This window comes from Oceanobacter sp. 3_MG-2023 (assembly GCF_030688925.1).
Lineage (GTDB): Bacteria > Pseudomonadota > Gammaproteobacteria > Pseudomonadales > Oceanobacteraceae > Oceanobacter.
This window is the reverse complement of sequence record NZ_JAUYVX010000001.1, coordinates 217,495-241,190: the sequence shown is the minus strand read 5'-3', so window position 1 is coordinate 241,190 and position 23,696 is coordinate 217,495. Positions and strand designations below refer to the sequence as shown.

The window sequence follows — 23,696 nt, the reverse complement described above, 5'->3', positions numbered from 1 at the left end:
ATTATCGGAAATACAGGGAGTATTTATAGCAGCCCTTGAAGGCGCAGGGTAGTCAGCATGCCGCTGTACCGGGCAGCAGCCTTTACAATAAACGGACTGATTATACGATGACCAAAAACCCAGATTTTCCAACTATTTATTGATATAGGTTGGTGTCGCTATTGGGTGGTTGGATAGAGTAAGACCGAATTTTATGTAGCAAGGAGGCAGGCATGCAGCATTCCGAAGACACCCCCCCTACGAGTCGATGGCACAACACCACAACAGAGGCAGCGCTTGAGGCGTTCGAAACCTCTGCCAGCGGTTTAAACCCGACAGATGCCACTACGCGTTTGGCGGCTCATGGCCCTAACCGCTTGCCGCAAGCACCACGGCGTCATGTGTTGCTGCGTTTTCTGCAGCATTTCCACAATGTTCTGATTTATGTACTGATTGCTTCTGCAGTGATTACTGCGCTGCTGGGCCATTGGGTCGACACTGGCGTTATTCTGGCAGTGGTCGTGGTTAATGCCATTATTGAATTTATTCAGGAAGGCAAGGCCGAGCAGGCCATGGATGCCATTCGGCATATGCTGGCCCCTCGTGCCAATGTGATTCGTAATGGTGAGCGAATTACGGTTGACGGTGAGCAGTTGGTACCGGGCGATATTGTGTTGCTGGAAGCCGGCGATAAAGTACCTGCGGATTTGCGCCTGTTGACCGCCCATGGTGCCTCGATACAGGAAGCCATTTTAACCGGTGAATCGGTGCCGGTGGAAAAAGACACCCAGGCGGTGGCTGAAGAGGCATCATTGGGCGACCGGGCTTGCATGGCGTTTTCCGGCACCCTGGTCGCCAGTGGCCAGTGCAGAGGGGTAGTGGTTGCCACTGGCCCGGACACCGAAATAGGCCGCATCAGTCGGTTGTTGTCCGGGGTTCAGACTCTGACCACACCACTGGTTGCCCAGATGGATGTCTTTGCCAAATGGCTGACTATTTTTATTCTGGTGGTGGCTACTGTCTTGCTTGTATTTGGCCATTTTGTAGCGCATTACAATTTTACCGATATGTTTATGGCTGTAGTGGGGCTGTCGGTGGCGGCGATTCCGGCAGGGCTGCCCGCAGTGTTGACCATTACCCTGGCGATTGGGGTTCAAGCCATGGCCCGGCGTAATGCGATTGTGCGGCGCTTGCCCGCCATCGAAACACTGGGATCTGTTTCAGTTATCTGTACCGACAAGACCGGCACGCTGACGCGTAATGAGATGATGGTGGCCTCGGTACTGACGCATCAGCACCTGTTTTCTCTTGATGGCAACGGTTATGAGCCAAGCGGCGTGCTCAAGTCGGGAGCTGATGAGGTGCATCCTGCCAGGCACACCATGCTTGAAGAGCTCGCCCGGGCCTCTGTGCTTTGTAACGATGCTGCCCTGCGTGAGCATGATGCCGCCTGGATTGTGGAAGGCGACCCGATGGAAGGGGCCTTGCTGGCGTTTGCTGGCAAGATGCAGCTGAACCCTCCCCAGGAGCAGGCACTCTGGACGCGTACCGATGCTATCCCTTTTGATGCCCGCCACCGCTTTATGGCGACGCTGAATCACGATCATGAGCATCAGGCGTTTATTTTTGTTAAAGGTGCGCCCGAACAAATCTTGTCGATGTGCACCAATCAACGCTGTACCGAAGGTGCAACAGAACCTCTGGACCTGGGCTACTGGAATGCACAAGCCGAATCCATTGCCGCCCTTGGCCAGCGGGTGCTGGCTTTGGCGGTCAGGCCGGTCACCGCGGAGCACACTGTGCTGGAATATGATGATGTGGCGGACTCCCTGACCTTGTTGGGTATGGTCGGGATGATGGATCCGCCTCGCACGGAAGCAATAACCGCCATTGCGGAATGCCACAGCGCGGGGATTCGGGTGAAAATGATTACCGGGGATCACACCAAAACCGCCGCCGCCATCGCCAAACAGATCGGTTTGCACAATGCAGACAAGGTACTGACAGGGGCAGATCTGGATGATTTGAATGATGCCGCTCTGAGTCAGGAGGTGCTGGACTGCGATATTTTTGCCCGAACAAGCCCGGAACATAAATTACGTTTGGTAATGGCATTACAAACCATCGGTATGCGCGTGGCCATGACGGGTGACGGAGTAAACGATGCGCCTGCACTGAAACGTGCAGACGCCGGTATCGCGATGGGGCAAAAAGGTAGCGAAGCGGCCAAGGAAGCTGCAGAGCTGGTGTTGGCGGACGATAACTTTGCCTCCATTGTCTCGGCCGTGCGCGAAGGGCGTACGGTTTATGATAACTTCAAAAAAGTCATCAGCTGGACCTTGCCCACCAACGCCGGGGAGGCAATGACCATTGTGGTGGCCTTGCTCTGGGGAATGACACTGCCGGTTACCCCCATTCAATTATTATGGGTTAACTTGATTACCGCGATTACGCTTGGTATTGCCTTGGCCTTTGAGCCAACAGAAGACAATACCATGCGCCGACCGCCACGTGCTCGCAATGAGCCGTTGCTGGGTGGCGAGCTGGTCTGGCATGTCTTGCTGGTTTCCTTTCTGTTTCTATGCGGCGTTTTTGGTATCCATCACTATGCCATCGGGCAGGGTCATTCGGTCGAACTCGCCCGGACCATTTCCCTGAATACCCTGGTGGTGATGGAAATCTTCCATTTGTTCTTTATTCGCAACATCTACAGCACGTCGTTGACCTGGAAGGCCGTTCGAGGAACCAGGGTAGTCTGGGCTGTGGTGCTGGTGATTATGGTGGCGCAACTCAGTATGACGTACTGGTCACCACTGCAAGCTATCTTTGCGACCGAAGCGATTCCGCTGCTGGAATGTGTGCTGATCTTCGGAGTCGGCGTGGCGCTGTTTACTATTATTGAAGTTGAAAAGCAGATTCGACTCGCGCTTCGGCGTATGAGAACGGCCACTGAGTCCTGACGGCTGTGAATCACCCCGGCAGCGGCATCAGCGTATTGTCGTCGAGCCGGGGCGATTGCTGATTGCTGATAGGCGGGGAAGGTAGGCAGGGAAGATTACCGTTACTGACGGTTAGTGGTTGGCATATGTAACACCGTATATGCCAACCGTTTGAAGCCCGGATTAACCGGGATGTGCCTGGTCAAGCCCTTCGAGTAACAATTCAGAGGCGCGGTCGGCGGCATCCTGGAAAGGCTCCAGAACAAGATCAACACCCAGCATATTCAGCTCTTCTGTTTCTGCCTTGCTTTGCGATACCGTAGCCAGCTTGCCTGCAAACCCTGCGGCGCGGGTTAATTGAATAATGGTTTTACGGGTATCTTCGGAGGAAACCCCGACATGGTGATGCGGAATCGTTGATACCACCCAGTGGGCTTGCCCGAGCGGCAGCTCGGTTATAAATTCTGCATCGGTCACATCGCCGTATTCGGTATCCAGCCCTAAATGATTCCAGCGCTTGATGGCTGTCGGGTTGAAGTCTAGCCCAAGCACCTTGATTCCCTGATTCTGCAGTCGTACCGCAATGGCTGTTCCCAACCGGCCCAGGCCAAAAATAATCACTGCATGCTTGGCATTGGTGTGTTGCTCTATCAGCTGCTCACGGGGAGCACCTGCGCGCTCAAACAGCCCGATCACTGGCTCGAACAGTGCGTAAAGCTGGTGAGAATAGGTGATCATATAGGTTGAGGTTGCAATGGTGACGATCCCCACAAGTGTGACCAGCCCGAGGATATCCGCTTGCACATGTCCCAGGCTGATTCCCATGGTAATAAAGATAAGAGAAAACTCACTGATCTGAGCAACGGTCAGGCCAGCCAGAAACCCGGTTCTTTTGCGATAGCCCATGGCTCCCATGATCACCAGAACAATCAGCGGATTACCAATCAAGACGAACAGCGAGAATATAATGGCGCCGGTAATATGAGAGCCGAGCAGTGACAGGTCCAGAGTGGAGCCCAGAGCAATAAAGAAAAACAGCAGTAAGAAATCACGTAATGGCGCAAGCCGCGCAGCAATGCTTTCCCGATACGGTGTTGAGGCCAGAGCGACCCCGGCCAAGAGGCCGCCCACCTCCATGCCCAGCCCGATCAGATCACCAATCGCTGCGAATAACGCTGCTTGAGCAATGGCATAGATCACCAGCAATTCGGGAGCCTGGGCCAGTTTCTCGGTCAAGGGGTTGGCGATATAGCGAACAAATATCACCACCAGTAACACCAGTCCGGTGCCTGAAATAGCGACATTCCAGATGGACGTTGTGCTGGCACTATCATGATTGGCGCCGATGCCAATGGTCGCCAGTACAATCATGGCGAGAACCACGACCAGATCCTGAACAATCAGGAAGCCCAGTGCAATTTTGCCGTGTAGCGAGTCGATTTCCCGTTTATCTGACAGCAATTTCACAATAATGATTGTGGACGAGAAGGTCAGGGCAACGGCGACATAGAGGCTGGTGATTTGATCCAGTCCGATGGCCAAACCAATGAGATACCCAATGATTGAGGTAAAGGCGACCTGGCCCAGCCCTGTCATAACCGACACACCACCAATGGAGCGGATCAGTTTTACATCCAGCTTGATGCCAACGAGAAACAACAGGATCGCGATGCCAAGCTCGGACAACAGGGTGATATGAGCGGTGGAGTGAACAATATCCAGCACGGATGGCCCGGCCACCAGACCAACGGCAATAAAACTGACAATCAGCGGTTGCCTCATTAACAGGCCAACGAACCCCATCAGCGCAGCCAGTACAAGCAGCGCTGCAATCTCTGTAAAAGATGATCGAGCGATGATCGCAAAAACATCCATATTTCTGACTCCTGTGTCTTGTTTGTTGTCTGCGCCTGCTTTGGCGCTGTGTGAATGTTTTTCTGGCGGCTACTTCTGCGGTATTCCCAACTTCAAACCAACCGACACAATATGGTCGCCCTCAATTTCCTTGACGATCAGTTTGACGCGCCCCAGTACCACATGGTCTCCAACAACGGGTTTACCATGAAACTGATGGACAATATATTGCTCGACGGTCAGGGCAGCATCAAGAGGATCAACCTCAAAGCCGTAAGCCAGGGCAACATCGGACAACCGGGCCTCGGAATGCAAGACAAACTCACCAAAGAAACGAGCCGATTCAAGCAGTGAAGACTGTGCGGCCGGGGCAAAAACGCGGCCGAGTTCTGATTTGGCGCTGCTGGTCGCCAGGATCATTACCTGATCATCACATAGCAGCTTTTGCTGGTCGGTATCCTTTATCAGTATGCCCTGACGAATCACGCCTGCGACCTGGCTGCCTTCTGTTGCTGGCAAGCGTCGAACGTTCAGGCCGACGGCACGACTGCCAGCCAGCACCGGGTAAATCAGCAACTCCTTGTCCTGTTCGTGCTTGATGGTCAGGTGTAAATGCTCCGGATCTTTTGCGGTTGGAGGCAGTTCTATCTGTAGCCACCTGGCCATCGGTGCAATGGTCCATCCTTGCAGAACCAAAGAAATCAACACAACAAAAAAGACCAGTTCAAAGTAGGTCTGGGTGTGTTCCAGGCCTGCGAGCGAGGGGAACAGTGCCAGAATAATCGGTACCGCGCCGCGCAAGCCACACCAGCCAATAAAAACCTGTTCCCGCCATGGAAAATGAAAGGGCAGTAATGACGCCGCGACGGCCAGCGGCCTTGCAATAAAGATCAGGACAAAGGCAATGGCCACGGCCGGGAAAATAATCGGTACCAGGTTGCTGGGCGTGATCAGCAACCCGAGCATTAAAAACATGCCGATCTGACTGAGCCAGGCAATACCATCGTGAAAGCGATGAATGTCATTGCTGTAGGGAAGAGGGGTATTGCCAATCATGGCTCCGGCGATAAAGATAGCCAGAAAACCGCTGCCTCCCCAGTGGGTTGTAAGGCCGAACAGACTAATGCCGCCCGCCAGTGCCAGCAGGGGATACAAGGACGAAGAGAGCGGCAAGCGCCGCAGCATTTGTACCAGTAAATAACCGCCAGCAAAACCGATGGCCAGCCCCAGCCCCATCTGGCGGAATAACTCACTGAGAATGGTCCAGATCTGATTGCCACTGCCGCTGAGTTGTATGAGGTGTACCAGAGTGATGGTCAGGAAGATGGCCATTGGGTCATTTGACCCGGACTCTATTTCAAGCGTGGCGCCGGTACGTTCCTTGAGCTCCAGACCAGCACCGCGCAGCAAGCCAAATACGGCCGCAGCATCGGTAGAGCCCACGATGGCTCCAATCAGCAAACCTTCTTGCCATGGCAGGCCAAGAATCATATGAGCGGCAAAGCCCGTTATGGATGCGGTCGCGATAACGCCAATGGTGGCGAGTGACAGTGCGGGTTTCAGGCTGACACGGAAGGTGTCCTTGCGGGTGCCAAGGCCGCCATCAAAAATAATAATTGCCAGGGCGACGTTACCAAACAGAAAGGCCAGGCTGAAGTCATCAAACTTGATGCCTCCGGGGCCATCTTCGCCGGCCAGCATGCCCAGACCAAGAAACACCAATAACACTGGAGCACCAATACGTCGGGTAAACACACTGGCGACAACGCACAGCAAGGCAAGGGCAGCTGCCCCGAATATGTATTGGTAAATCACTTCTATGGTCATATATTTCCCTGAGCTGATATCCGTCTGGTGTTATGAACGGTTTGAGCCTGCTTGATTCATCAGGCTGGTGACTTTATCCATCAGAATCTGTGACGCATTATCACTGAATTGCTGGCCTTCCTCTATGTACTCCCACACGGTGGCATCGTTCCGCCAGCCGCCCTGTTTCTTGATCAGCTCGAAGTCTATCCGTTCCCGCGCTGCGGATGTCGACAGGCCACGGCGAAAGCTATGACTACTGAGGTCGGGAGCAAAATCAAACTGACACGCCTGCGCCAGTGACTTCAACAGCGTATTGATTGCCCCCGGATTCAGCTGCCGGGGTTGAATCTGATCCCAGCGGTTGATTGGACGAAACAGCGGCCCGCTGGTAATGCTGGCCACGTCCATCCATATTTTGATGGCGCTGGCCGGGCAGCAGCTGGCATCTCCAAACGGCAAGGCCCGTACCAGTCCGGTTGCTTGCTGGTCGGTTTTTGAGCGCGGCAAGTGAATCAGTAACCCCTCTGGCTCCCAGGTCAGATCTTCAGCCTGGATGGCAACCAGTTCGCTGCGCCGGAAAGCACCAAAGAAGCCGGTCAGGACAATGGCGATATCCCGCCGCTGCCTCGGACTATCCGGTAAGCCTCTCAAATAGGACACCATCTGTGCAAGGTGCTCCAGCCGTAATGCCTTGGCCTTCTGTTTGGGGCGACCGTGGGTGCGGCGAATCCCCTCCATGATTTTCCGCACCAGTGGATCTCGTACCGGGTCGGTCATGCCCTGATAGTGGTGCCACTGACTGATGGCCGTCAGGTGTAAATCCAGGGTTCTGGGGTTAAGTACCACCGCTTTTGCCAGGAGGTAGCGCACCAGGGTGTTGTGATCGCAAGGCAGTCGACCGCCCCATTTTTCGAATTGCCGGATGGCCGATCGATACGCTTGCCGGGTGTTGTCGGAAGTTGCCTGGGACAAATAATGCTGTGCCGCGGCTTGAGACGCTGGAAGCGGAGGTGCTGAGACCAAGAGCGGCGTTTTGTTGGCATCCCCGGTTGTGGGGAGAGGATGGCTGATGAGGGTCTTGCTCATATGGTTTCTCCCGTGATGTAACTGGCCTGCTGAGGGCTGTACCGCCGGTACAGGGCTGACAGGGTACCTATACTACTATAACCAACGATAACATTTATTATCGCTGGTTATATTTTTGAATTTTTATTTTTATATTTCCAGATAAATTATGTAATATTACGTGTTACGTAATACGATTTAAAATAACAGGACAGAAGCCGGAATGCGCCGCCTGAAGCAAGTACTTCAGCCAGCTGCCGAAAAAGCCAGAGATCCAGCCGCGCAAAGGCGGTAGCCAACAGAATTAATCGCACCAACATATCGGGGGATAAAAAACAGTGGGCAGAACAGGGGTGACATACCAGGATGTTGACCAGGCCGCGGCCGCCATTACCCAGGCAGGCACCGAGCCGACAGTGGATCGGGTGCGGGAGCATCTGGGCACCGGTAGCAAGAGCACTATCGCGCCATTACTCAAGCGTTGGCGTCAGCAGCGTGACGAACACAGCAACAGCGACGGATTGCCAGCCGAATTACTCCAGGCACTCAAGCTGGTGTATGCCCAGGCTCAGGCACTGGCAGAGCAAAAGATTGAACAGATTGAAGCCGACACCCAGCAGCAGCTGCAAACCATGCAGGAAGAACTGGCCCAGGCTGTTGCGCTACAACAACAGACCAGCCTTGAAAACACCCAGCAGCAGGAACAGATAGAAAGACTCAAGGCTGAGCGCAAACAGCTCTCGCAAACCCTGGAGCAGCAAACCCTGAAGCTGGTGAAAAGCGATGCGACACTGGATGAAACTCGCCAGCAGCTGGTCGAATGCCGGGCAACCATCGCCGAATTACGCCAGGAAAATCGCGATATTCGCGACCATTTTGAACACTATCAGCAGCAAATGGCCAGCGATCGCCAGCAAGAGCGCGAGCAATTCCGGTTTTCATTACAACAGCTGGAAGACCGACAGCAGGATTTGCAGCAACAGCTGAACGCTGCCAGCACCAAAAACAACCAGCTGGACACGCTCAATATCAGCCAGGCTCAACAGCTGGAGCAGCAATCCCTGGCAATAAGCCGATTAAAACAAGCACTGGCAGAAGCCAGCCGAGCGCAACGGGAAGCTGATATTCACCTTGAGCACAGCCGCACAGCCATCGCGGACTTGCAGCAACAGAACGACACGCTGCAAGCATCACTCACCGCCAATAATCAGCAGCTGACCACAAGCCAGCACGAACAACAACGCTTGAGTCTGTTACTCGACAATGCAACACAGGTAGCGGCTGACAACCGGACGGAGTGCGACAGACTGGCCGAGGAAAACCGCCAACTGGCAGAAGCCAAAGCGATCAGCCTTGGTCAGATTCGCCAACTGGAGGCCCAGTTAGCCGGAATACAAGCAAGGTAACCAGAGAAAGCAGCCGGATGTCGGGGTTTTCGGGTGCCGGACCGGGTTATTCCTAAACTTCCGATAATATCAATTATCGGAAATATAAGAAAAATCCAACCATAAAACCACAACCCTCTGGCCATTCAGAATCACCAATAATTGCCATTGTGTGACGATGCTTCATCTCTGCCATTCCAAAATGTATTTTGGCCACAGAAACCCGCATCAAAGGCGCCATCCTCATGGCCTCACAAGCAAGCATGCGGTAGACTTCGCGCCGCTCGCGAGTGTTTGATAGCATCTGAATATCATACGCTCTGACGTCTGTCTTGTTTAAAAGCTCGGGATAAATATCACTATGTATGCAGTTGGCCAGCGTTGGATCAGCGAAGCTGAAACCGATCTCGGTTTGGGTCTTGTTCAAAGCGTCGATTTTCGTTCTGTTACTCTCTATTTCCCCTCCATTGACGATGTTCGCACTTACGCAAGCCACAATGCGCCGCTTACCCGGGTAATCTTCAAGGTCGGTGATGTCGTTCCACTTCAGGATGGCTCTGTTATCGAAGTGGATGATGTGGAGGTGATGGACGATATCGCTTTCTATTTCACCAAGGGTCGTTCGGTTTCTGAAATCCAGCTCAGTGGTGCCATTCAGCTAAACCAGCCGGCCGATCGCCTGTTTTCCGGCCAGATCGATAACAATGGCCTCTACGAATTGCGCCAGCTTTGCTTCCAGCAAATCACCAAATTACGCCAGCGGCCTTTCTATGGTTTGCTGGGTGCTCGTACCAGCCTGTTGCCACATCAGTTGTATATCGCTCAACAAGTCACCCAGGATTCCATTCCGCGGGTATTGCTTGCCGATGAAGTTGGTCTGGGCAAAACCATCGAAGCCGGTTTGATCTTGCACCGGTTATTGCTGCAGCAACGGATCCAGCGAGTATTGATACTGGTGCCGGATCACTTGCTGCACCAGTGGCTGGTCGAAATGATTCGCCGCTTCAACTTGCGCTTCAGCATCCTGCAGCAAGACGACATTGATGAAGCCATTGAAACGGGCAATACCGATTTGTTTGGTAACTCCCAGCTGCATTTGTGCCCGATGTCGATGGCCGATGAACCAGACGTCGCCGTGGCCATGATGAACACCGATTGGGACATGATTGTTGTTGACGAAGCGCATCACCTGACCTGGACACCGGAACATCAGGACCCGGCGTATCAGCTGGTCGAAGATCTGGCCGAAGCCAGTGCCGGCATCCTGTTGTTGACAGCAACACCGGAACAGCTTGGTATTGAAGGGCACTTTGCCCGTTTGCGCCTGCTGGACCCTGATCGTTACCCTTCCCTGGATCAGTTCCTTGCCGAGCAACAGGCCTACCAGCCCATTGCTGAATTGGCCGGTGCCCTGGCAGAAAACGAGCCGCTGAGTGCCGAGCAACAAGGCCAGTTGCAACAACTCTTGCCAGACCTGGCAACAGCACTGGAAGAAGACAAGGGCAACAACCGTTTGCTGGATGCCCTGATTGATCGTCGCGGCCCCGGCCGAGCCATGTTCCGGAATACCCGTCATGGTGTCTCTGGCTTCCCGGCTCGCGTCCCCCACCTGAATCAGCTGGCGATACCGGATTATGAAGCCGCGCCGGATGATATCAATGCCGTACTGTTCCCCGAACGGGGCCAGGCATTCTGGTGGCTGGATGACCCTCGGGTCAGTCACCTGCTGGAGCTGTTAAAACAAACGGGCAAGGCCAAAATGGTACTGATTTGCCATCACGCCAGCACAGTGCTCGACCTGGAAGCCTATCTGTGGGAGAAGCACGGCATGCAGGTGGCGGTATTCCATGAACATATGGATCTGGTTGAACGTGACCGTGCCGCTGCCTACTTCGCCGATCCGGAACAAGGCGCCCGCTTGCTGTTGTGCTCGGAAATCGGCAGCGAAGGCCGCAACTTCCAGTTTGCCCATCAGTTGGTGTTGTTTGACTTGCCGTTTAACTGCGACCTGATTGAACAGCGCATTGGCCGTCTTGACCGTATTGGTCAGGCCAATGAAATCCAGATTCACAGCCTGGCCTTTGAGCAACATGCCACTGGTCGTTGGCAACAGCTATTGCATCAAGGGCTGGATGTATTTACCCAGCCCAACCCGGCGGCCCAGACACTGCTGGAACGTCATCGCGAAGCCGTGCACAACGCCGTATTGACCGGTGACGGCATGGAAGCGCTGGTCGCCACTCTCAGCAGTGAACGACTGGAACTGCAACAACAGCTTGAACAAGGCCGTGACCGCTTGCTGGAATTACATTCCTGCCACTCCAAACGTTCACGTTCGCTGGCTCGGGATATGACCATTACCCATATCGAAGATGAAGCAGAGCTGAATGATTTTATTGAGCTGTTTGCCGATGCGTTTGGTGTGGAAGTGGCCGATCTGGACAACGACTGCATTGCCCTCGCCCCTGGGGACCATATGCTGGTGCCAGATTTACCGTACCTGCCAGAAGATGGCTTTATGGCCACTACTCGCCGCGAAGTGGCACTGACTCGGGATGATGTCCAGTTCCTCAGTTGGGAACATCCATTTATCGACCAGGCTCTGGAACTGGTTACCAGTGGCCCGATTGGCAACGCCTCCGTCGGCTACGTTGAGCAACATGACTATAAAACCGGCGACTGTTTTATACAGCTGCAGTTTGTGGCTTCCTGCCCGGCGCCCAAGCATTTACAGATCGAACGTTATTTGCCTGCGGATGCCATGCACCTGACCTTTACCCCCACCGGTGAACTGAAAGTGAATGAGCCGGATTTGGCCGGATTTGTCTTGCCGCTAAAACGCGGAACCGCCAAAGGCCTGGCGGAACAAAAGATGAACGAGGTCAAACCGCTGATCTACAAGCTGGAGAAACTCGGCGGCGGTCAGCTGAACAAAATGATCCAGCGTGCCACCAACAAGGCCAACGAAGCCTTTGATGATCGCCTGCAGCGATTGCAGGCACTGGCGCAGCATAACCCCAACATCCCGGAACAGCTGATCAGCGATGTCCAGCAGGAACGGCAAGCGGTATTGGCCGCTATTGAAACAGCCCAGCTACAAATGGACAGCGTGCGATTGGTGTTCTGCGGCTAAATGGTCGGAACCGGTGGGCACAGACAGTACCACCGGCCCCTGCGGTCTGTGCACCGCCCTCAGGCGGTGCCGATTCTGCAGGTCAGACTTGCCCGGATTAACGTGCCCGTGAACGCATGGTGACAAACTCTTCTGCCGCTGTCGGGTGAATCCCGATGGTGCTGTCAAACACAGACTTGGTGGCACCTGCGTTGATTGCGACGGACAACCCTTGCATGATTTCACCGGCATCCGGCCCTACCATATGTACGCCCAATACCTTGTCGGTACTGGTTTGTACCAGCAGTTTCATGAATGAGCGCTCTGGCATGCCACTGATGGTGTGTTTCATCGGTCGGAAGCTGGATTCAAACACGCTGAGATCACCCGCAAATTGCTCTGCTGCGTCGTCTTCGGTCATGCCAACAGTGGCGATATTGGGCTGGCAGAAAACAGCGGTGGCGATATTGTCGTAAGACAGTGGCTGGGTGTCGCCATCAAACTGCTGGTTAACAAACTTCATGCCTTGCGCCAGCGCTACCGGCGTCAGAGCCGGTGTGCCGATTACGTCGCCCAGTGCGTAAATGCTGGGCACTGTGGTGCGGAAAAAGTCATCGGCAACAATGGTACCGTTACGGCGGGTTTCCACGCCCAGGGCTTCCAGGTTCAAGCCGTCGGTCATCGGGCGGCGGCCGGTGGCGTACATCACGCAATCGGTAATCAGTGAGTCACCGTTGTTGAGTGTGCAGACCAGTTCGCCCTGCTCGTTTTTGCTGATCGATTGAATATCGGTCTGGGTACGAATATGAACTCCCTTGTTGGCAATCTGCTCTGCGGCAAACTCTTGCACCCCGGAGTCAAAGCCTCGCAGGATTTGCTCGCCGCGATACAGCAGTTCGGTCTCGGCACCGAGACCGTTAAAAATACCGGCAAATTCCACGGCGATATAACCACCGCCAACCACCACCACTCGCTTGGGAAATGTTTCCAGAAAGAAGGCTTCGTTTGAAGTGATCGCCAGTTCAGCACCGGGGACTTCGGGTTTGAACGGCCAGCCGCCGGTGGCAATCAGGATGCGCTCTGCGCGGTAGTCCTGACCATCGACGCTGACGGTATTGGCATCCTTGATGCTGGCGGTACCGTTGATTGTTGTAACACCAGCATTACCGAGCATATTGCCGTAGATACCGTTCAATCGTTCAATTTCACGGGTTTTGTTGTCACGCAGTGTTGGCCAGTCGAAGCTCTTGAGTTCTCCTTCGATACCAAAGCCTTTGGCTTCAGCGAATTTATCAGCGTATTCGGAGGCATAAACAAACAGTTTTTTGGGTACACAACCGACATTGACACAAGTACCACCCAGGTAACGGTTTTCTACCACGGCGACTTTTGCCCCCTTGGCGGCCGCCATGCGTGAGGCCCGTACGCCACCAGAACCGGCACCAATAACCAACAAATCAAAATCAAATGACATAACGCTTCTCCGTGAGTGACCCGCTTATTCCAGCGCTGGTCGAATAACTGCGGTCGATGCTCTGAGTATTAGCGCCGGAGCGGCTCTTCCGCAATAAAATTTGGGCTATATGCTAGCCTGTTTGGCCCGGATTGCGAAACGGCCATAGCGATACGCTATAAAGCAGCAATAGAATAGTCATCCGCCACTGCCAGCCCCTCGACTACTCGTTTTCCAGCGTTGCCCGCACATCAACCCGGCCTGGCAAGTCGGAACTGTCGACGGTAATCTGACTCACGCGAATGCCGTGACGGATTTGCAGGGATTCGACCCAGGCGATGAACATATCGAATTCAATATTATCAAGCCAGATTCGAACCCCCTGCCCGTCCTGTTCATAGCGATCCAGTTGGATGCGATCAGACCGTGCCGCTTGCGTGACCAGGGTCAGAATGGGGCCGGAGGATTTTTCCAGTGAGGCGCCACCAAATTTGCCGGCGTTCTCTGCAATCAGGTTGTAAACGTCCAGTTTTTTGTCCAGATCACGCTGTACGCGCTGGTTTTCCCGCAACAGCGGAGCAAATATCAGGACGTACACCAGTGCAGCCCCTAATAGCCAGGCCAGACCTCGCACGACCAGTCGGTCTCTGGCAGGCAAGGCACCGTACCAGTTGCTGGCAGCTTGCACCTGAGGGATGGCTGTCAGGCGCTGGCGCATTTCGGTCAGTATCTCCGTATTCATGCGGACTCCCCTATTTTAAGACGACCCTTGACCTTTTTATCCTCATTGCTGGCAGAGGCCACTTCGGCATCGAGACCGCGCTCCGACAGGGCCTGGCGCAGAGTCTGCAGCTCACTGAGATTGCTGGCTTGCACCTCTATAATCAGCTCTTGCTGGCGTTCGTTATAACGCGCTGAGTCCAGCTTGATGGTTTTGAGGTTGACGGATTGAAACGCACTGGCGGTGGTATTGATCAGATACGTAAAACCATGATTGTTGCCATGACCGCCTTCGGCCAGTCGGCCGCGAAATTCCCGCTCCAGTGCCCGTATCCGCACCCCGGGGAATAGCTGTTTGTACAGCGCCAGACTTTGCTGATAAACATATTGGCTCTGATTGGCCAGCTGCCGGTTTTGCACATACAGCGTAACCGCCATGATCAGCAGGCAAGCAGTCGCCAGTGATGCCAGAGGCCGCCACCAGGAGCGTGGTTTGTCTGCCTGGCCATGACGTACCTGAAACTGGCCAATCAGCATATTGACCGGGCGGGCATGGGAGGTGGGTAACGCTGGTGAGTCGCTGGTCGCCGAAGAAATATCGATGCGCTCGAAGGCATCTGCAAATCCGGTCTCAATAGTAGTGCGCAACAGGTTGGCTTGATCCAGCCCCGATGCGTGAATGGTTAATACACCCAGGCCTTGCTGGTCTTCCAGTACGGATTCCAGCACCGGCATTATGGCAAACTCATTGACCCAGCCTTCGAATACTCCCGGCAGCTTGACCAGCCAGCCTTGATCCTGCCAAACGGCAATGGCTGCTTCCGGTAGCAGTTGGGTTTCCGGAATCAGTTCCCGCACTGTCAGATGTAAATGCTCTGCCTGTTCCAGCAGGCGCTCGACCAGGTCACAGGCCGTTACGTAAGCCCGAGCCCGGACCCCCACTTTGCCTGCCGGTACAATCAGGTATTCACTGATATCGTTGATCAGGTTCTCTTCCAGCGCAAAAGGCAATGCCTGGGCCAGATGACGGCCTGAAACCCCCGGCAATTCGATCCAGTGGCAGCTGTAATTGGCCGCTGACAGAATCATCCGCACCGGAGTCAGGTCGGGTTGGTCAGCAGCCCAGTCTTCCAGGTTGCAGGCCGGGACAGCATCATTGCTGGGATCGCTCACCAGCCATTGGGCATCGTGCCCCTGCCAGGTCACTTTGATTGTGTTCATGCTGTTTCTCGCTGCATATCACTTACGCTGGTTGAATTTAATAAATCAAGGGGTGGTATTGGGCAGCTCAGGCAAACGCCTGGCTTCCCGGCGGGAATAGTCCCGATACAAGGTACGGAAATTACCGCTATCGGCATCGCGCTTGAGTAAAAACTCATTGGTACCAAACCAGTCTCCACTGGTGCCGATATCCACTCGCCCAAATACTTCAAAATATTCCGATTTGACGGTGAAATCGCTTTCTGTCCATTTGCTGTCGTTGCTGTTACTGCTGCCCGACACAAAACCTTTCACTTCATCCAGATCCAGAAAATCACTGACACTGGCCAGCCCGCTATCACCTCGGGCAGATACAACCGCTTGTGCGTCCGTTATGGAAAAGTTGGCATCGAGGGCTGACATTACCAGTTCAGAGGCCGTGTTGATATTCAGCTGGGTCGTCACCGGCAAGCAGGTGACATAAGGCTCCAGGGCGTAATAAGTGTCGGTATCGACCCCTTCGAGCAGCATCAGATCGGAGGTGTGCTTACAGATTTGATAAGCAGGACGATAAGGCGGCTCCAGACTCATATAGTCATTTTCTACCTGGCTTTCGGCGTCCATCCAATCGGCCAGTCGCTCTGCAATCGTGACATCCAGCCCCAGGTCGTTAAGCAAGTTATACAGCCGCTGTTGCCACACGCTCTGATTACTGGCAGCCGGAGCCAGCCAGTTGAGATTGAATTTGCCCTGGGCATCCACCATCCGAATAAATACCTGGCCTTCGTCCATCGGAAACGTGCGGTCAATGGCCCACTCTTCCAAGCCATGATCGATATCCGGGTCGTTGTCCCAGTCCATATACAGGCCGCTGCGCACCACACTATCGATGCCATGCAAAAACGCTTGTGCCTGCTGGCGTGCCAACTGGGCAGTGGTTCGTTGGATATCCTTGGCCTGGCGCTCAATCAGTACGGTGGCCAAAACACTGACCACAGCGAAAATCAGCAAGACAATCAACAGGGCAAGTCCGGATTGCTGGCGGCGCATCACAGTTCCTCACCATCATGTGCCAACGTCCAGAGCCGGGTTGCTTCACCGATGATCGGCAGGGTCATTTTCCAACGCATCCCCTGGGGGATAACCGATTCATCACTACCTTGTACAATGGGCCAGCTGTCGTACCAGGTTGAATCCGTGACTTCATCGTCGCTGTTGACGGTGTCGGCCAGTAGCGATATGTCCAGCTCCTCAATCTGGTCGAGCACCACCATGCTTCTTGGCTCGCTGTCGTAACTGCGATCCAGTACCGACCAGACATAGCGCACCAGACACTCGCCTTCTGATTCTTCTATCCCCCAGTCGGACAGACGCCGCCGGGCGGCTTCGCAGGCATCACTGTCGATGCTTTCCAGTTGATAGGCGATACGCTGCAGCTCTGAACGCGGGTCTTCAACACCGGGGCGATTACGCCAGCCGGTACGGGTTAATTCGAGCAGGTAATCCCCGTCATCCAGCAGGAGAGCATCCTGTTCATCGCCATAGGCATCCAGAATGGGACGATTGATAAACTGCTCAATATCACGACTGACAATGGCATTCAGCCGCTGCAGTGCAATCATCTGGTCCGACCGGACTTCGGTTGAATCACGGGCAACAATAATGGTGTGCAGCAATTGCACGGAGCCAACACTGATGGATGCCGTAATGGCGACGGCGACAATAACCTCCAGCAGGGTGAAGCCCTGATAGCGCGTCATCCGTGTTCACCCATAATGGTTGCCAGACTGACGAGGATATAGTCGGGTTCACTTTCGAGTGATACATCAACGGTTACCCGTACAACTCCGGGCCAGCTGGTTGATATCACGGTCGTCAGGGTTTGCCATTCGCGGGATGCCATATCAACGGTGTCCCGAGTGGTACCAACCTTGGGGGTTTCGTGACTGAGGCGAATTTCGGCGAGGCGATTTTCAGCCACCCAGGATGCCATGGTCTTGTTTTCCAGCGTCAGCAAGGTGTCGGCGGCCTGACTGGTGGTGCCACTGATAACGATGGCAATGGAAGCAAAAATAGTCAGTGCGATCATCACTTCGAGCAGCGTAAAACCATCGACCCGCCGGCAGGCATTGAAGGTATTATTGCTCATATCGAACCACCTCTTTCCACACCGGATTGAAGCCATCGCCATGAATCACAAAGGCAAAGCTGTTGTCGGCGTCATGGGTAATGGTGAGTTCAAAGGCGGTGTACTCTTCTGATGACAGAAATTGCAATGCGGGTAATGGGCCTTCGTCGTTGTCCAGCAGCTCTTCAAAGTCGACATCGTCATCATCTATCACCAACGCCATGACCATACCTTCCGGCACGGTTGGCGCATTCAGGGATGCACTGGAATACGCTTGCCAGGGGTTTTTATCGATATCACTGAGCTCTTCCACTGACAGCGTGCCCTTGGCGGCCTGCTGACGAACGTCTTGCCACGACAACAGCATCAGCTCGTCCCGGTCCATGGCCAGGCCAAGGTCCAGGTTGCGATAGGCGGCTTCTTCACGGTAGAGGTTCATGGCGATTACCAGGGTTGTGGCAAAACGCCCGGTTTCATCCTGAATCTGGGTGTCGCTGGCATTCAGGTTAACCAGCGACAACAAGCCGCCAATAATCATCAGCACAACCAGCAATTCGAGCAGAGTGAATCCTCTTTGCGGGAGCGGGAGCGGGCGCGGGCGCTGGGCTGGTAATGTCATGGGGCGAAAGGATGTCAACACAGATGTCCATCTGCCGGGTCACCCCGGCAGTCAGTAGCTTGTTATTCGGGGTAGGAAATGTCGGCGTATTCAGCTTCGCCGCCTTCCTGGCCATCAGCGCCCAGCGAAACAATTTCGTACTGTCCTTTTTCCAGGTAGTACAGAAACTCATTACCCCAGGCATCGGTTGGTACGCTGTTGCCTTTCAGGTACCCACTGCTGCGGTAGTTTTTGGGTACTGGAGACGATGACGGCTTGCTGATCAGTGCCTCGAGGCCCTGTTCGGTGGTTGGGTAGGTGAAATTATCGAGTTTGTACATATCCAGCGCGCCTTCTATCAGCTTCATCTGGCTTTTGGTGGTCTTGACCTGGGCATCGGTAGCGGAACCAATAATATTGGTGGCGACCAGCGCCATGATGCTACCAATAATGGCCAGTACAACCATCACTTCCAACAGGGTAAAGCCTTGTACGCGCTTGCGGGTTTGCATGTGTTTCTCCTAACGAACCATGTTTTGCAATTCAAGAATGGGCATCATGATAGCGGCAACAATCAGGGCAACAATCGCCCCCATGGTAAGCAGCATCATGGGCTCAAAGATTTTGACCATCGCTGAGACTGTATTTTCCAGCGTAGTTTCCTGCTGCTGCGCTGTTTTTGCCAGCATGGCATCGAGTTCACCACTGTTTTCACCGCTGGCGATCATATGCAGCATGATGGGGGCAAAGTAGCCGGTGTGATCCAGCGACTTGTGCAGGCTCCCGCCTTCGCTGACTTCCAGCGTGGCTTCGGTCAATGCTTTTTTGATCGGTATATTGTCGACGACCTGACTGGCAATACGCATGGCGTCAACCAGGGGAACCCCGGAGCTGGTCAGAATCGCCAGCGTGCTGCCAAAACGGGCGGTATTGGCGTCCTTGGCAAAACCACCGATGCCCGGTACGGCAAGCATGAAACGGTGATATTTTTCACGGAATGCCGGACTTCTCATGGCCTGGCCAAACAGTACCGCCACCGCCACTACCGCCAGTAAAATATACAGTCCGAAGTCGGTAATCAAATGACTGAGATCGAGCATGAACTGGGTCAGCCCGGGCAGTTCCTGACCGTTTTTAACAAATACATCAACAATGTCAGGTACGACGTACGTCAGCAGGCCAACCACAATCCCGATTGCCACGATACTGAGAATGATCGGATACATGGCGGCCAGCTTGATCTTCTGATCTGCCGACTGCCGCGCTTCCGTGTAATCTGCCAGCCGGTTTAACACGCCGTCCAGATGCCCGGCATGTTCACCGGCACTGACCGTCGAGCGGTACAGGTGCGGAAAGGCTCGCGGGTATTCGGCCAAGGCCTTGGCCAGCGTGTAACCTTCCAGAACCTTGGCCCTGATGGCGAGGATCATGGCCTTGATCTTGGCTTTGCCGGTTTGCTCAGACAACGCCCGCAAGGCTTCATCGATAGGCAGGCCGGCACCAATCAGGGTTGCCAGTTGGCGTGTAAGCAGTGCCAGGTCTGGTACGGACATGCCAGGGCCGCGACCACCGGAGCTGTGCTTCTGTTTGACGCTGGTGGATTCCACCGATAACGGCATCCAGCCTTTGTCGCGCAGCTTCTGCCGCACCTGTCGGGCACTGTCAGCTTCCAGTACACCTTTCAGCTGCTTGCCCTTGGCATCAAGCGCCTGGTAAAGAAATGCAGCCATAATTATCCCTTGGCAACCCGCAGCAGCTCTTCAATGGTTGTGCTGCCGCCCAGTACCTTGCGAATGCCATCCTGGGTGATGCTGGGACCAAGCCGACGGGCGTGAGCGGTCATGGCCTGCTCCCCTGCCCGGTCATGGATCAGGGTTTTCAGGCCTTCATCAACTTCAATGATTTCGTAAATCCCCTGACGACCGCGATAACCCAGCTGGTTGCATTTGTCACAGCCTTTGGCGTGGAATATTTCCGGAGGCTGATCAGGATCGACGCCGAGCAACTCGCATTCACTGGCATTGGCAATTGCCGGTACCTTGCAGTCATCACAAAGCACCCGGACCAGTCGCTGGGCCAATACGCCCACCAGACTGGAGGATAACAGGAATGACTCAACCCCCATGTCTTGCAAGCGGGTAATCGCACCAATAGCCGTATTGGTGTGCAGTGTGGACAACACCAAGTGACCGGTCAGAGAAGCCTGAATGGCAATCTCAACGGTTTCGAGATCCCGGATCTCACCAATCATGACCACGTCGGGGTCTTGACGCAAAATGGCCCGCAAGCCTTTGGCAAAGGTCATTTCAACCTTGGCATTAACCTGGGTCTGACCAATGCCGGGCAAGCTGTATTCGATCGGATCTTCTACGGTCAGGATGTTACGACTGGTGTCGTTAAGGTCACTGAGGGCGCCATACAGCGTGGTGGTTTTACCGGAACCGGTTGGGCCGGTCACCAGAATAATTCCGTGAGGTCGGCTGATGATATTACGCATGGTGCGTAAATCACGTTCCGACATGCCGAGCTGAGAAAGACTCAAGCGCCCGGCTTTTTTATCGAGCAAACGCATAACCACCCGTTCGCCGTGGCTGGATGGCATGGTCGATACCCGAACATCCACTTCCCGTCCACCGATCCGCAGGGCGATGCGGCCATCTTGTGGCACCCGTTTTTCCGCGATATCCAGCTTGGCCATGACCTTGATTCGAGAGACAAGCAAGGCGGCCAGAGCCCGCTTGGGCTGCACCACTTCGCGTAACACGCCATCAATGCGAAAGCGCACCACCAGGCGTTTTTCGTAGGTTTCGACATGGATATCCGAAGCATTTTCCTTGATTGCTTCGGTCAGCAAGGCATTGATCAGACGGATAATCGGCGCGTCACCATCCTGCTCCAGCAAATCTTCGGTTTCAGGAACGGAATCAGCCAGACTGGCGAGATCCATTTCATCGCCGAGGCCTTCCACCATTTCCATGGCTTCTGATGAGTCGGTCTGATAAGACAGCCCCAGGCGGCGATCAAATTCGTCGTCGGCCACACCTTCGAGCCGGAATGGCAAAGACAGGAAGCGCTGCACTTCCATAATGGCTTCTGCACTGACCGGCACCCGGTGTACCACCTTGAGCCCATCGGCAGCCCCTTCAACCAGCACACCAAAACGCTTGGCAAAACCGAAAGGCACGCGAGTAGCCAGCCCGGTGGAGCTATTGTTCTGGTCATTTGCCGTCGGGGTCGACGGGTCAATCAATATCGCTTCAGCACGGTCTTCGGGTTGATCTTGTACAAGGGTAGAACTCATGAATTATCCAACGTTGCGACCAAGATAAGTGGACCCAAGACTCCGTAAAACGGAGCACCTGGATCACACACCGACAATGGCCGTCAATAATAACCGGCTGTCTGCACAGCTTTCTGATAACAATAATACCTGACGGTCAACAATACAGACTCGCTGGTCACCCGGCACATCACTATCGACCCATGCATCATACTGATGGTTCGGTGGCTCCGACACTCCATCGGTAAAGTATTGCGACAAAACCGTCCGTAAATGCACTTCTTTTCGACAATACGACACTGGGGCGCAGCTTATGTCTATTTAATGACAAATCGGTGACACAAAAAAGCCCGGACTGAGCCGGGCCTTTTTAACGCCTTGATGTTAAACGAGTTTGTCCAGCTCTGGAACAGCATCAAAGAGGTCCGCAACCAGTCCGTAATCCGCTACCTGGAAAATCGGTGCTTCTTCGTCCTTGTTGATGGCCACAATCACCTTGGAGTCTTTCATGCCAGCCAGATGCTGGATTGCACCGGAGATACCAACAGCAATATACAGCTCTGGCGCAACGATTTTACCTGTTTGACCAACTTGCAGGTCATTAGGAACAAAACCGGCATCTACCGCTGCACGGGAAGCGCCGACTGCCGCTCCCATCTTGTCTGCCATATCAAACAGCATGGCAAAATTATCGCCATTTTGCATACCGCGACCACCGGCAACCACAACCTTGGCAGCTGTCAGTTCCGGACGATCGGATTTGGCCAACTCTTCACTCAAAAATACGCTTTTGCCGTAGGCGCTGACAAAATCAACAGCTTCGATAGTTGCTGAGCCACCGGTTGCGGCAACCGCATCGAAGCCAGTCGCACGAATCGTCAGTACCTTGATGGCATCGTTGCTCTGATACGTTGCCACAGCGTTACCGGCATACACCGGGCGTGAGAATGTATCAGCAGCAACCACTTCAATCACGTCGGACAACATATTGACGCCCAGCAGCGCTGCAGCACGAGGCAACAGGTCTTTGCCTGTGGTCGTGGCGGGTGCCAGAATATGGCTGTAACCTGTGCCTATGTTGGCAACCAGATCCCCCATGACTTCGCCCAGCTGGTGTTCATATACGGCGTTGTCCGCAACCAGCACCTTGGCGACCCCAGCGACTGCCGCTGCAGCATCCACGACAGCCTGACAACCAGAACCTGCAACCAGTACGTCAACATCACCGCCAATTTCAGCAGCAGCGGCGAGAACGTTCAGCGTAGCGCCTTTCAGGGTAGCGTTATCATGTTCCGCTATTACCAGAATACTCATTTCATTGACTCCTGTTTACAGCACTTTCGCTTCGTTCTTCAGTTTTTCGACCAGCTCTGCAACATCGGCCACCTTGATACCTGCCTGACGCTCTGCTGGTGGAACCACCTTCAGCAACGTCTGGGTTGACTCCATGGTGACGCCGAGATCTGCCGGTGTCATGATGGCCAACGGCTTACGCTTGGCTTTCATAATGTTTGGCAGGGTCGCATAACGGGGTTCGTTCAGACGCAGATCGGTGGTAACAATGGCGGGCAATTCAAGAGTGACAATACGCAAGCCACCGTCGACTTCCCGGGTTACCTTGACCTTGTCGCCGTCAATCGCAACATCAGAAGCAAAAGTACCTTGTGCCATACCGGTCAGAGCACCCAGCATCTGTCCAGTCTGATTGTTATCGCTGTCGATGGTTTGCTTGCCCATCAATATCAGTTGAGGCTCTTCTTTTTCGACTACCGCTTGCAGCAAGCGAGCAACAGTCAGTGATTCCAGTTTGTCTTCAGTTTCTATAAGAATGCCGCGATCAGCACCGAGAGCCATGGAAGTACGAATCTGCTCTTGTGCTACTTTAGGGCCAATGGAAACAACGACAATTTCGCTGGCGATGCCCTTTTCTTTCAGACGTACCGCTTCTTCAACAGCGATTTCGCAGAACGGGTTCATGGCCATTTTGACGTTATTCAGATCAACATCCGTATTATCCGGCTTGACGCGTACCTTGACGTTATAGTCGATGACGCGCTTTACAGCGACGAGAACCTTCATAGATTCCTCTTATCTTCAAATGATTGAAATTTTACCCCGATTTACCCAGTGGCGCGGTGATTCGGCGCTACTTTTCGGGGGCTTCAGACCAGAAG

General features: G+C 54.0%; 20 protein-coding genes. 3 read left to right on the top strand and 17 right to left on the bottom strand.

The annotated features are described in order from the left end of the window. Positions 1–212: 212 nt before the first annotated feature. A complete protein-coding gene (locus tag Q8W32_RS01065; protein ID WP_305413296.1) occupies positions 213–2,939 on the top strand; it encodes a cation-transporting P-type ATPase in 2,727 nt (908 codons plus the stop codon). 162 nt (positions 2,940–3,101) lie between these two features. Here the strand turns inward: Q8W32_RS01065 and Q8W32_RS01060 are convergent, their stop codons facing one another. The 3 genes from Q8W32_RS01060 to Q8W32_RS01050 form a co-directional block, all read right to left on the bottom strand. Continuing rightward, positions 3,102–4,793, bottom strand: a complete 1,692-nt coding sequence (locus Q8W32_RS01060; RefSeq protein WP_305413294.1) for a cation:proton antiporter — start codon at positions 4,791–4,793, stop codon at positions 3,102–3,104. Positions 4,794–4,862: 69 nt separating this feature from the next. Continuing rightward, the gene (locus Q8W32_RS01055; protein WP_305413293.1) at positions 4,863–6,599 is read right to left on the bottom strand and encodes a potassium/proton antiporter; all 1,737 of its coding nucleotides are present in this window, start codon (positions 6,597–6,599) and stop codon (positions 4,863–4,865) included. A gap of 30 nt (positions 6,600–6,629) precedes the next feature. After that, complete coding sequence (locus Q8W32_RS01050; protein ID WP_305413291.1) at positions 6,630–7,667, bottom strand: site-specific integrase; 1,038 nt, start codon at positions 7,665–7,667, stop codon at positions 6,630–6,632. A gap of 332 nt (positions 7,668–7,999) precedes the next feature. Between Q8W32_RS01050 and Q8W32_RS01045 the strand changes: the two genes are divergently transcribed. After that, positions 8,000–9,052, top strand: coding sequence for a DNA-binding protein (locus Q8W32_RS01045; protein ID WP_305413290.1), 1,053 nt, complete (start codon positions 8,000–8,002; stop codon positions 9,050–9,052). 73 nt (positions 9,053–9,125) lie between these two features. Here Q8W32_RS01045 and Q8W32_RS01040 read toward each other — a convergent pair whose 3' ends face one another. After that, a complete protein-coding gene (locus Q8W32_RS01040) occupies positions 9,126–9,458 on the bottom strand; it encodes a hypothetical protein (protein WP_305413288.1) in 333 nt (110 codons plus the stop codon). Between Q8W32_RS01040 and rapA the strand changes: the two genes are divergently transcribed. Then, positions 9,444–12,164, top strand: coding sequence for an RNA polymerase-associated protein RapA (gene rapA / locus Q8W32_RS01035; RefSeq protein ID WP_305413286.1), 2,721 nt, complete (start codon positions 9,444–9,446; stop codon positions 12,162–12,164). The genes Q8W32_RS01040 and rapA overlap by 15 nt on opposite strands. A 97-nt stretch (positions 12,165–12,261) precedes the next feature. On the opposite strand, the gene gorA is transcribed toward rapA, so the two are convergent. The 13 genes from gorA to Q8W32_RS00970 all read right to left on the bottom strand — a co-directional run bounded on the left by gorA (position 12,262) and on the right by Q8W32_RS00970 (position 23,601). Continuing rightward, positions 12,262–13,617: a glutathione-disulfide reductase gene (gorA, locus tag Q8W32_RS01030; protein WP_305413285.1), complete on the bottom strand. Its 1,356-nt coding sequence runs from the start codon at positions 13,615–13,617 to the stop codon at positions 12,262–12,264. Between the two features lie 202 nt (positions 13,618–13,819). Further along, a complete protein-coding gene (gspM, locus tag Q8W32_RS01025) occupies positions 13,820–14,338 on the bottom strand; it encodes a type II secretion system protein GspM (RefSeq protein WP_303431605.1) in 519 nt (172 codons plus the stop codon). Next, positions 14,335–15,537, bottom strand: coding sequence for a type II secretion system protein GspL (gene gspL, locus Q8W32_RS01020; RefSeq protein ID WP_305413283.1), 1,203 nt, complete (start codon positions 15,535–15,537; stop codon positions 14,335–14,337). Before gspL ends, gspM begins: the two co-directional genes overlap by 4 nt. Positions 15,538–15,582: 45 nt before the next feature. Further along, entirely contained in the window at positions 15,583–16,566 is a 984-nt protein-coding gene (gspK, locus tag Q8W32_RS01015; RefSeq protein ID WP_303431607.1) for a type II secretion system minor pseudopilin GspK, read from the bottom strand. Beyond that, positions 16,566–17,276 (bottom strand): type II secretion system minor pseudopilin GspJ, encoded by a 711-nt coding sequence (gene gspJ, locus Q8W32_RS01010; RefSeq protein WP_305413280.1) that lies wholly within the window; start codon positions 17,274–17,276, stop codon positions 16,566–16,568. The genes gspK and gspJ overlap by 1 nt, the downstream gene beginning before the upstream one ends. Continuing rightward, complete coding sequence (gspI, locus tag Q8W32_RS01005; RefSeq protein ID WP_305413279.1) at positions 17,273–17,665, bottom strand: type II secretion system minor pseudopilin GspI; 393 nt, start codon at positions 17,663–17,665, stop codon at positions 17,273–17,275. The genes gspJ and gspI overlap by 4 nt, the downstream gene beginning before the upstream one ends. Next, the gene (gspH, locus tag Q8W32_RS01000; RefSeq protein ID WP_305413278.1) at positions 17,655–18,281 is read right to left on the bottom strand and encodes a type II secretion system minor pseudopilin GspH; all 627 of its coding nucleotides are present in this window, start codon (positions 18,279–18,281) and stop codon (positions 17,655–17,657) included. The genes gspI and gspH overlap by 11 nt, the downstream gene beginning before the upstream one ends. A gap of 44 nt (positions 18,282–18,325) precedes the next feature. Further along, complete coding sequence (gene gspG, locus Q8W32_RS00995; RefSeq protein ID WP_303431612.1) at positions 18,326–18,754, bottom strand: type II secretion system major pseudopilin GspG; 429 nt, start codon at positions 18,752–18,754, stop codon at positions 18,326–18,328. Between the two features lie 9 nt (positions 18,755–18,763). Continuing rightward, the gene (gene gspF, locus Q8W32_RS00990; RefSeq protein ID WP_303431614.1) at positions 18,764–19,972 is read right to left on the bottom strand and encodes a type II secretion system inner membrane protein GspF; all 1,209 of its coding nucleotides are present in this window, start codon (positions 19,970–19,972) and stop codon (positions 18,764–18,766) included. Positions 19,973–19,974: 2 nt separating this feature from the next. Further along, entirely contained in the window at positions 19,975–21,543 is a 1,569-nt protein-coding gene (gene gspE / locus Q8W32_RS00985; RefSeq protein WP_305413276.1) for a type II secretion system ATPase GspE, read from the bottom strand. Positions 21,544–21,606: 63 nt separating this feature from the next. Beyond that, positions 21,607–21,822 carry a hypothetical protein gene (locus tag Q8W32_RS00980; RefSeq protein ID WP_303431616.1) on the bottom strand — a complete coding sequence of 72 codons (216 nt, stop codon included), beginning with the start codon at positions 21,820–21,822 and terminating at the stop codon, positions 21,607–21,609. 84 nt (positions 21,823–21,906) lie between these two features. After that, a complete protein-coding gene (locus Q8W32_RS00975) occupies positions 21,907–22,836 on the bottom strand; it encodes an FAD-binding protein (protein ID WP_303431617.1) in 930 nt (309 codons plus the stop codon). A gap of 15 nt (positions 22,837–22,851) precedes the next feature. Then, on the bottom strand, positions 22,852–23,601 hold the full coding sequence (locus Q8W32_RS00970) for an electron transfer flavoprotein subunit beta/FixA family protein (RefSeq protein ID WP_303431618.1): 750 nt from the start codon (positions 23,599–23,601) through the stop codon (positions 22,852–22,854). Between the last annotated feature and the right edge of the window lie 95 nt (positions 23,602–23,696).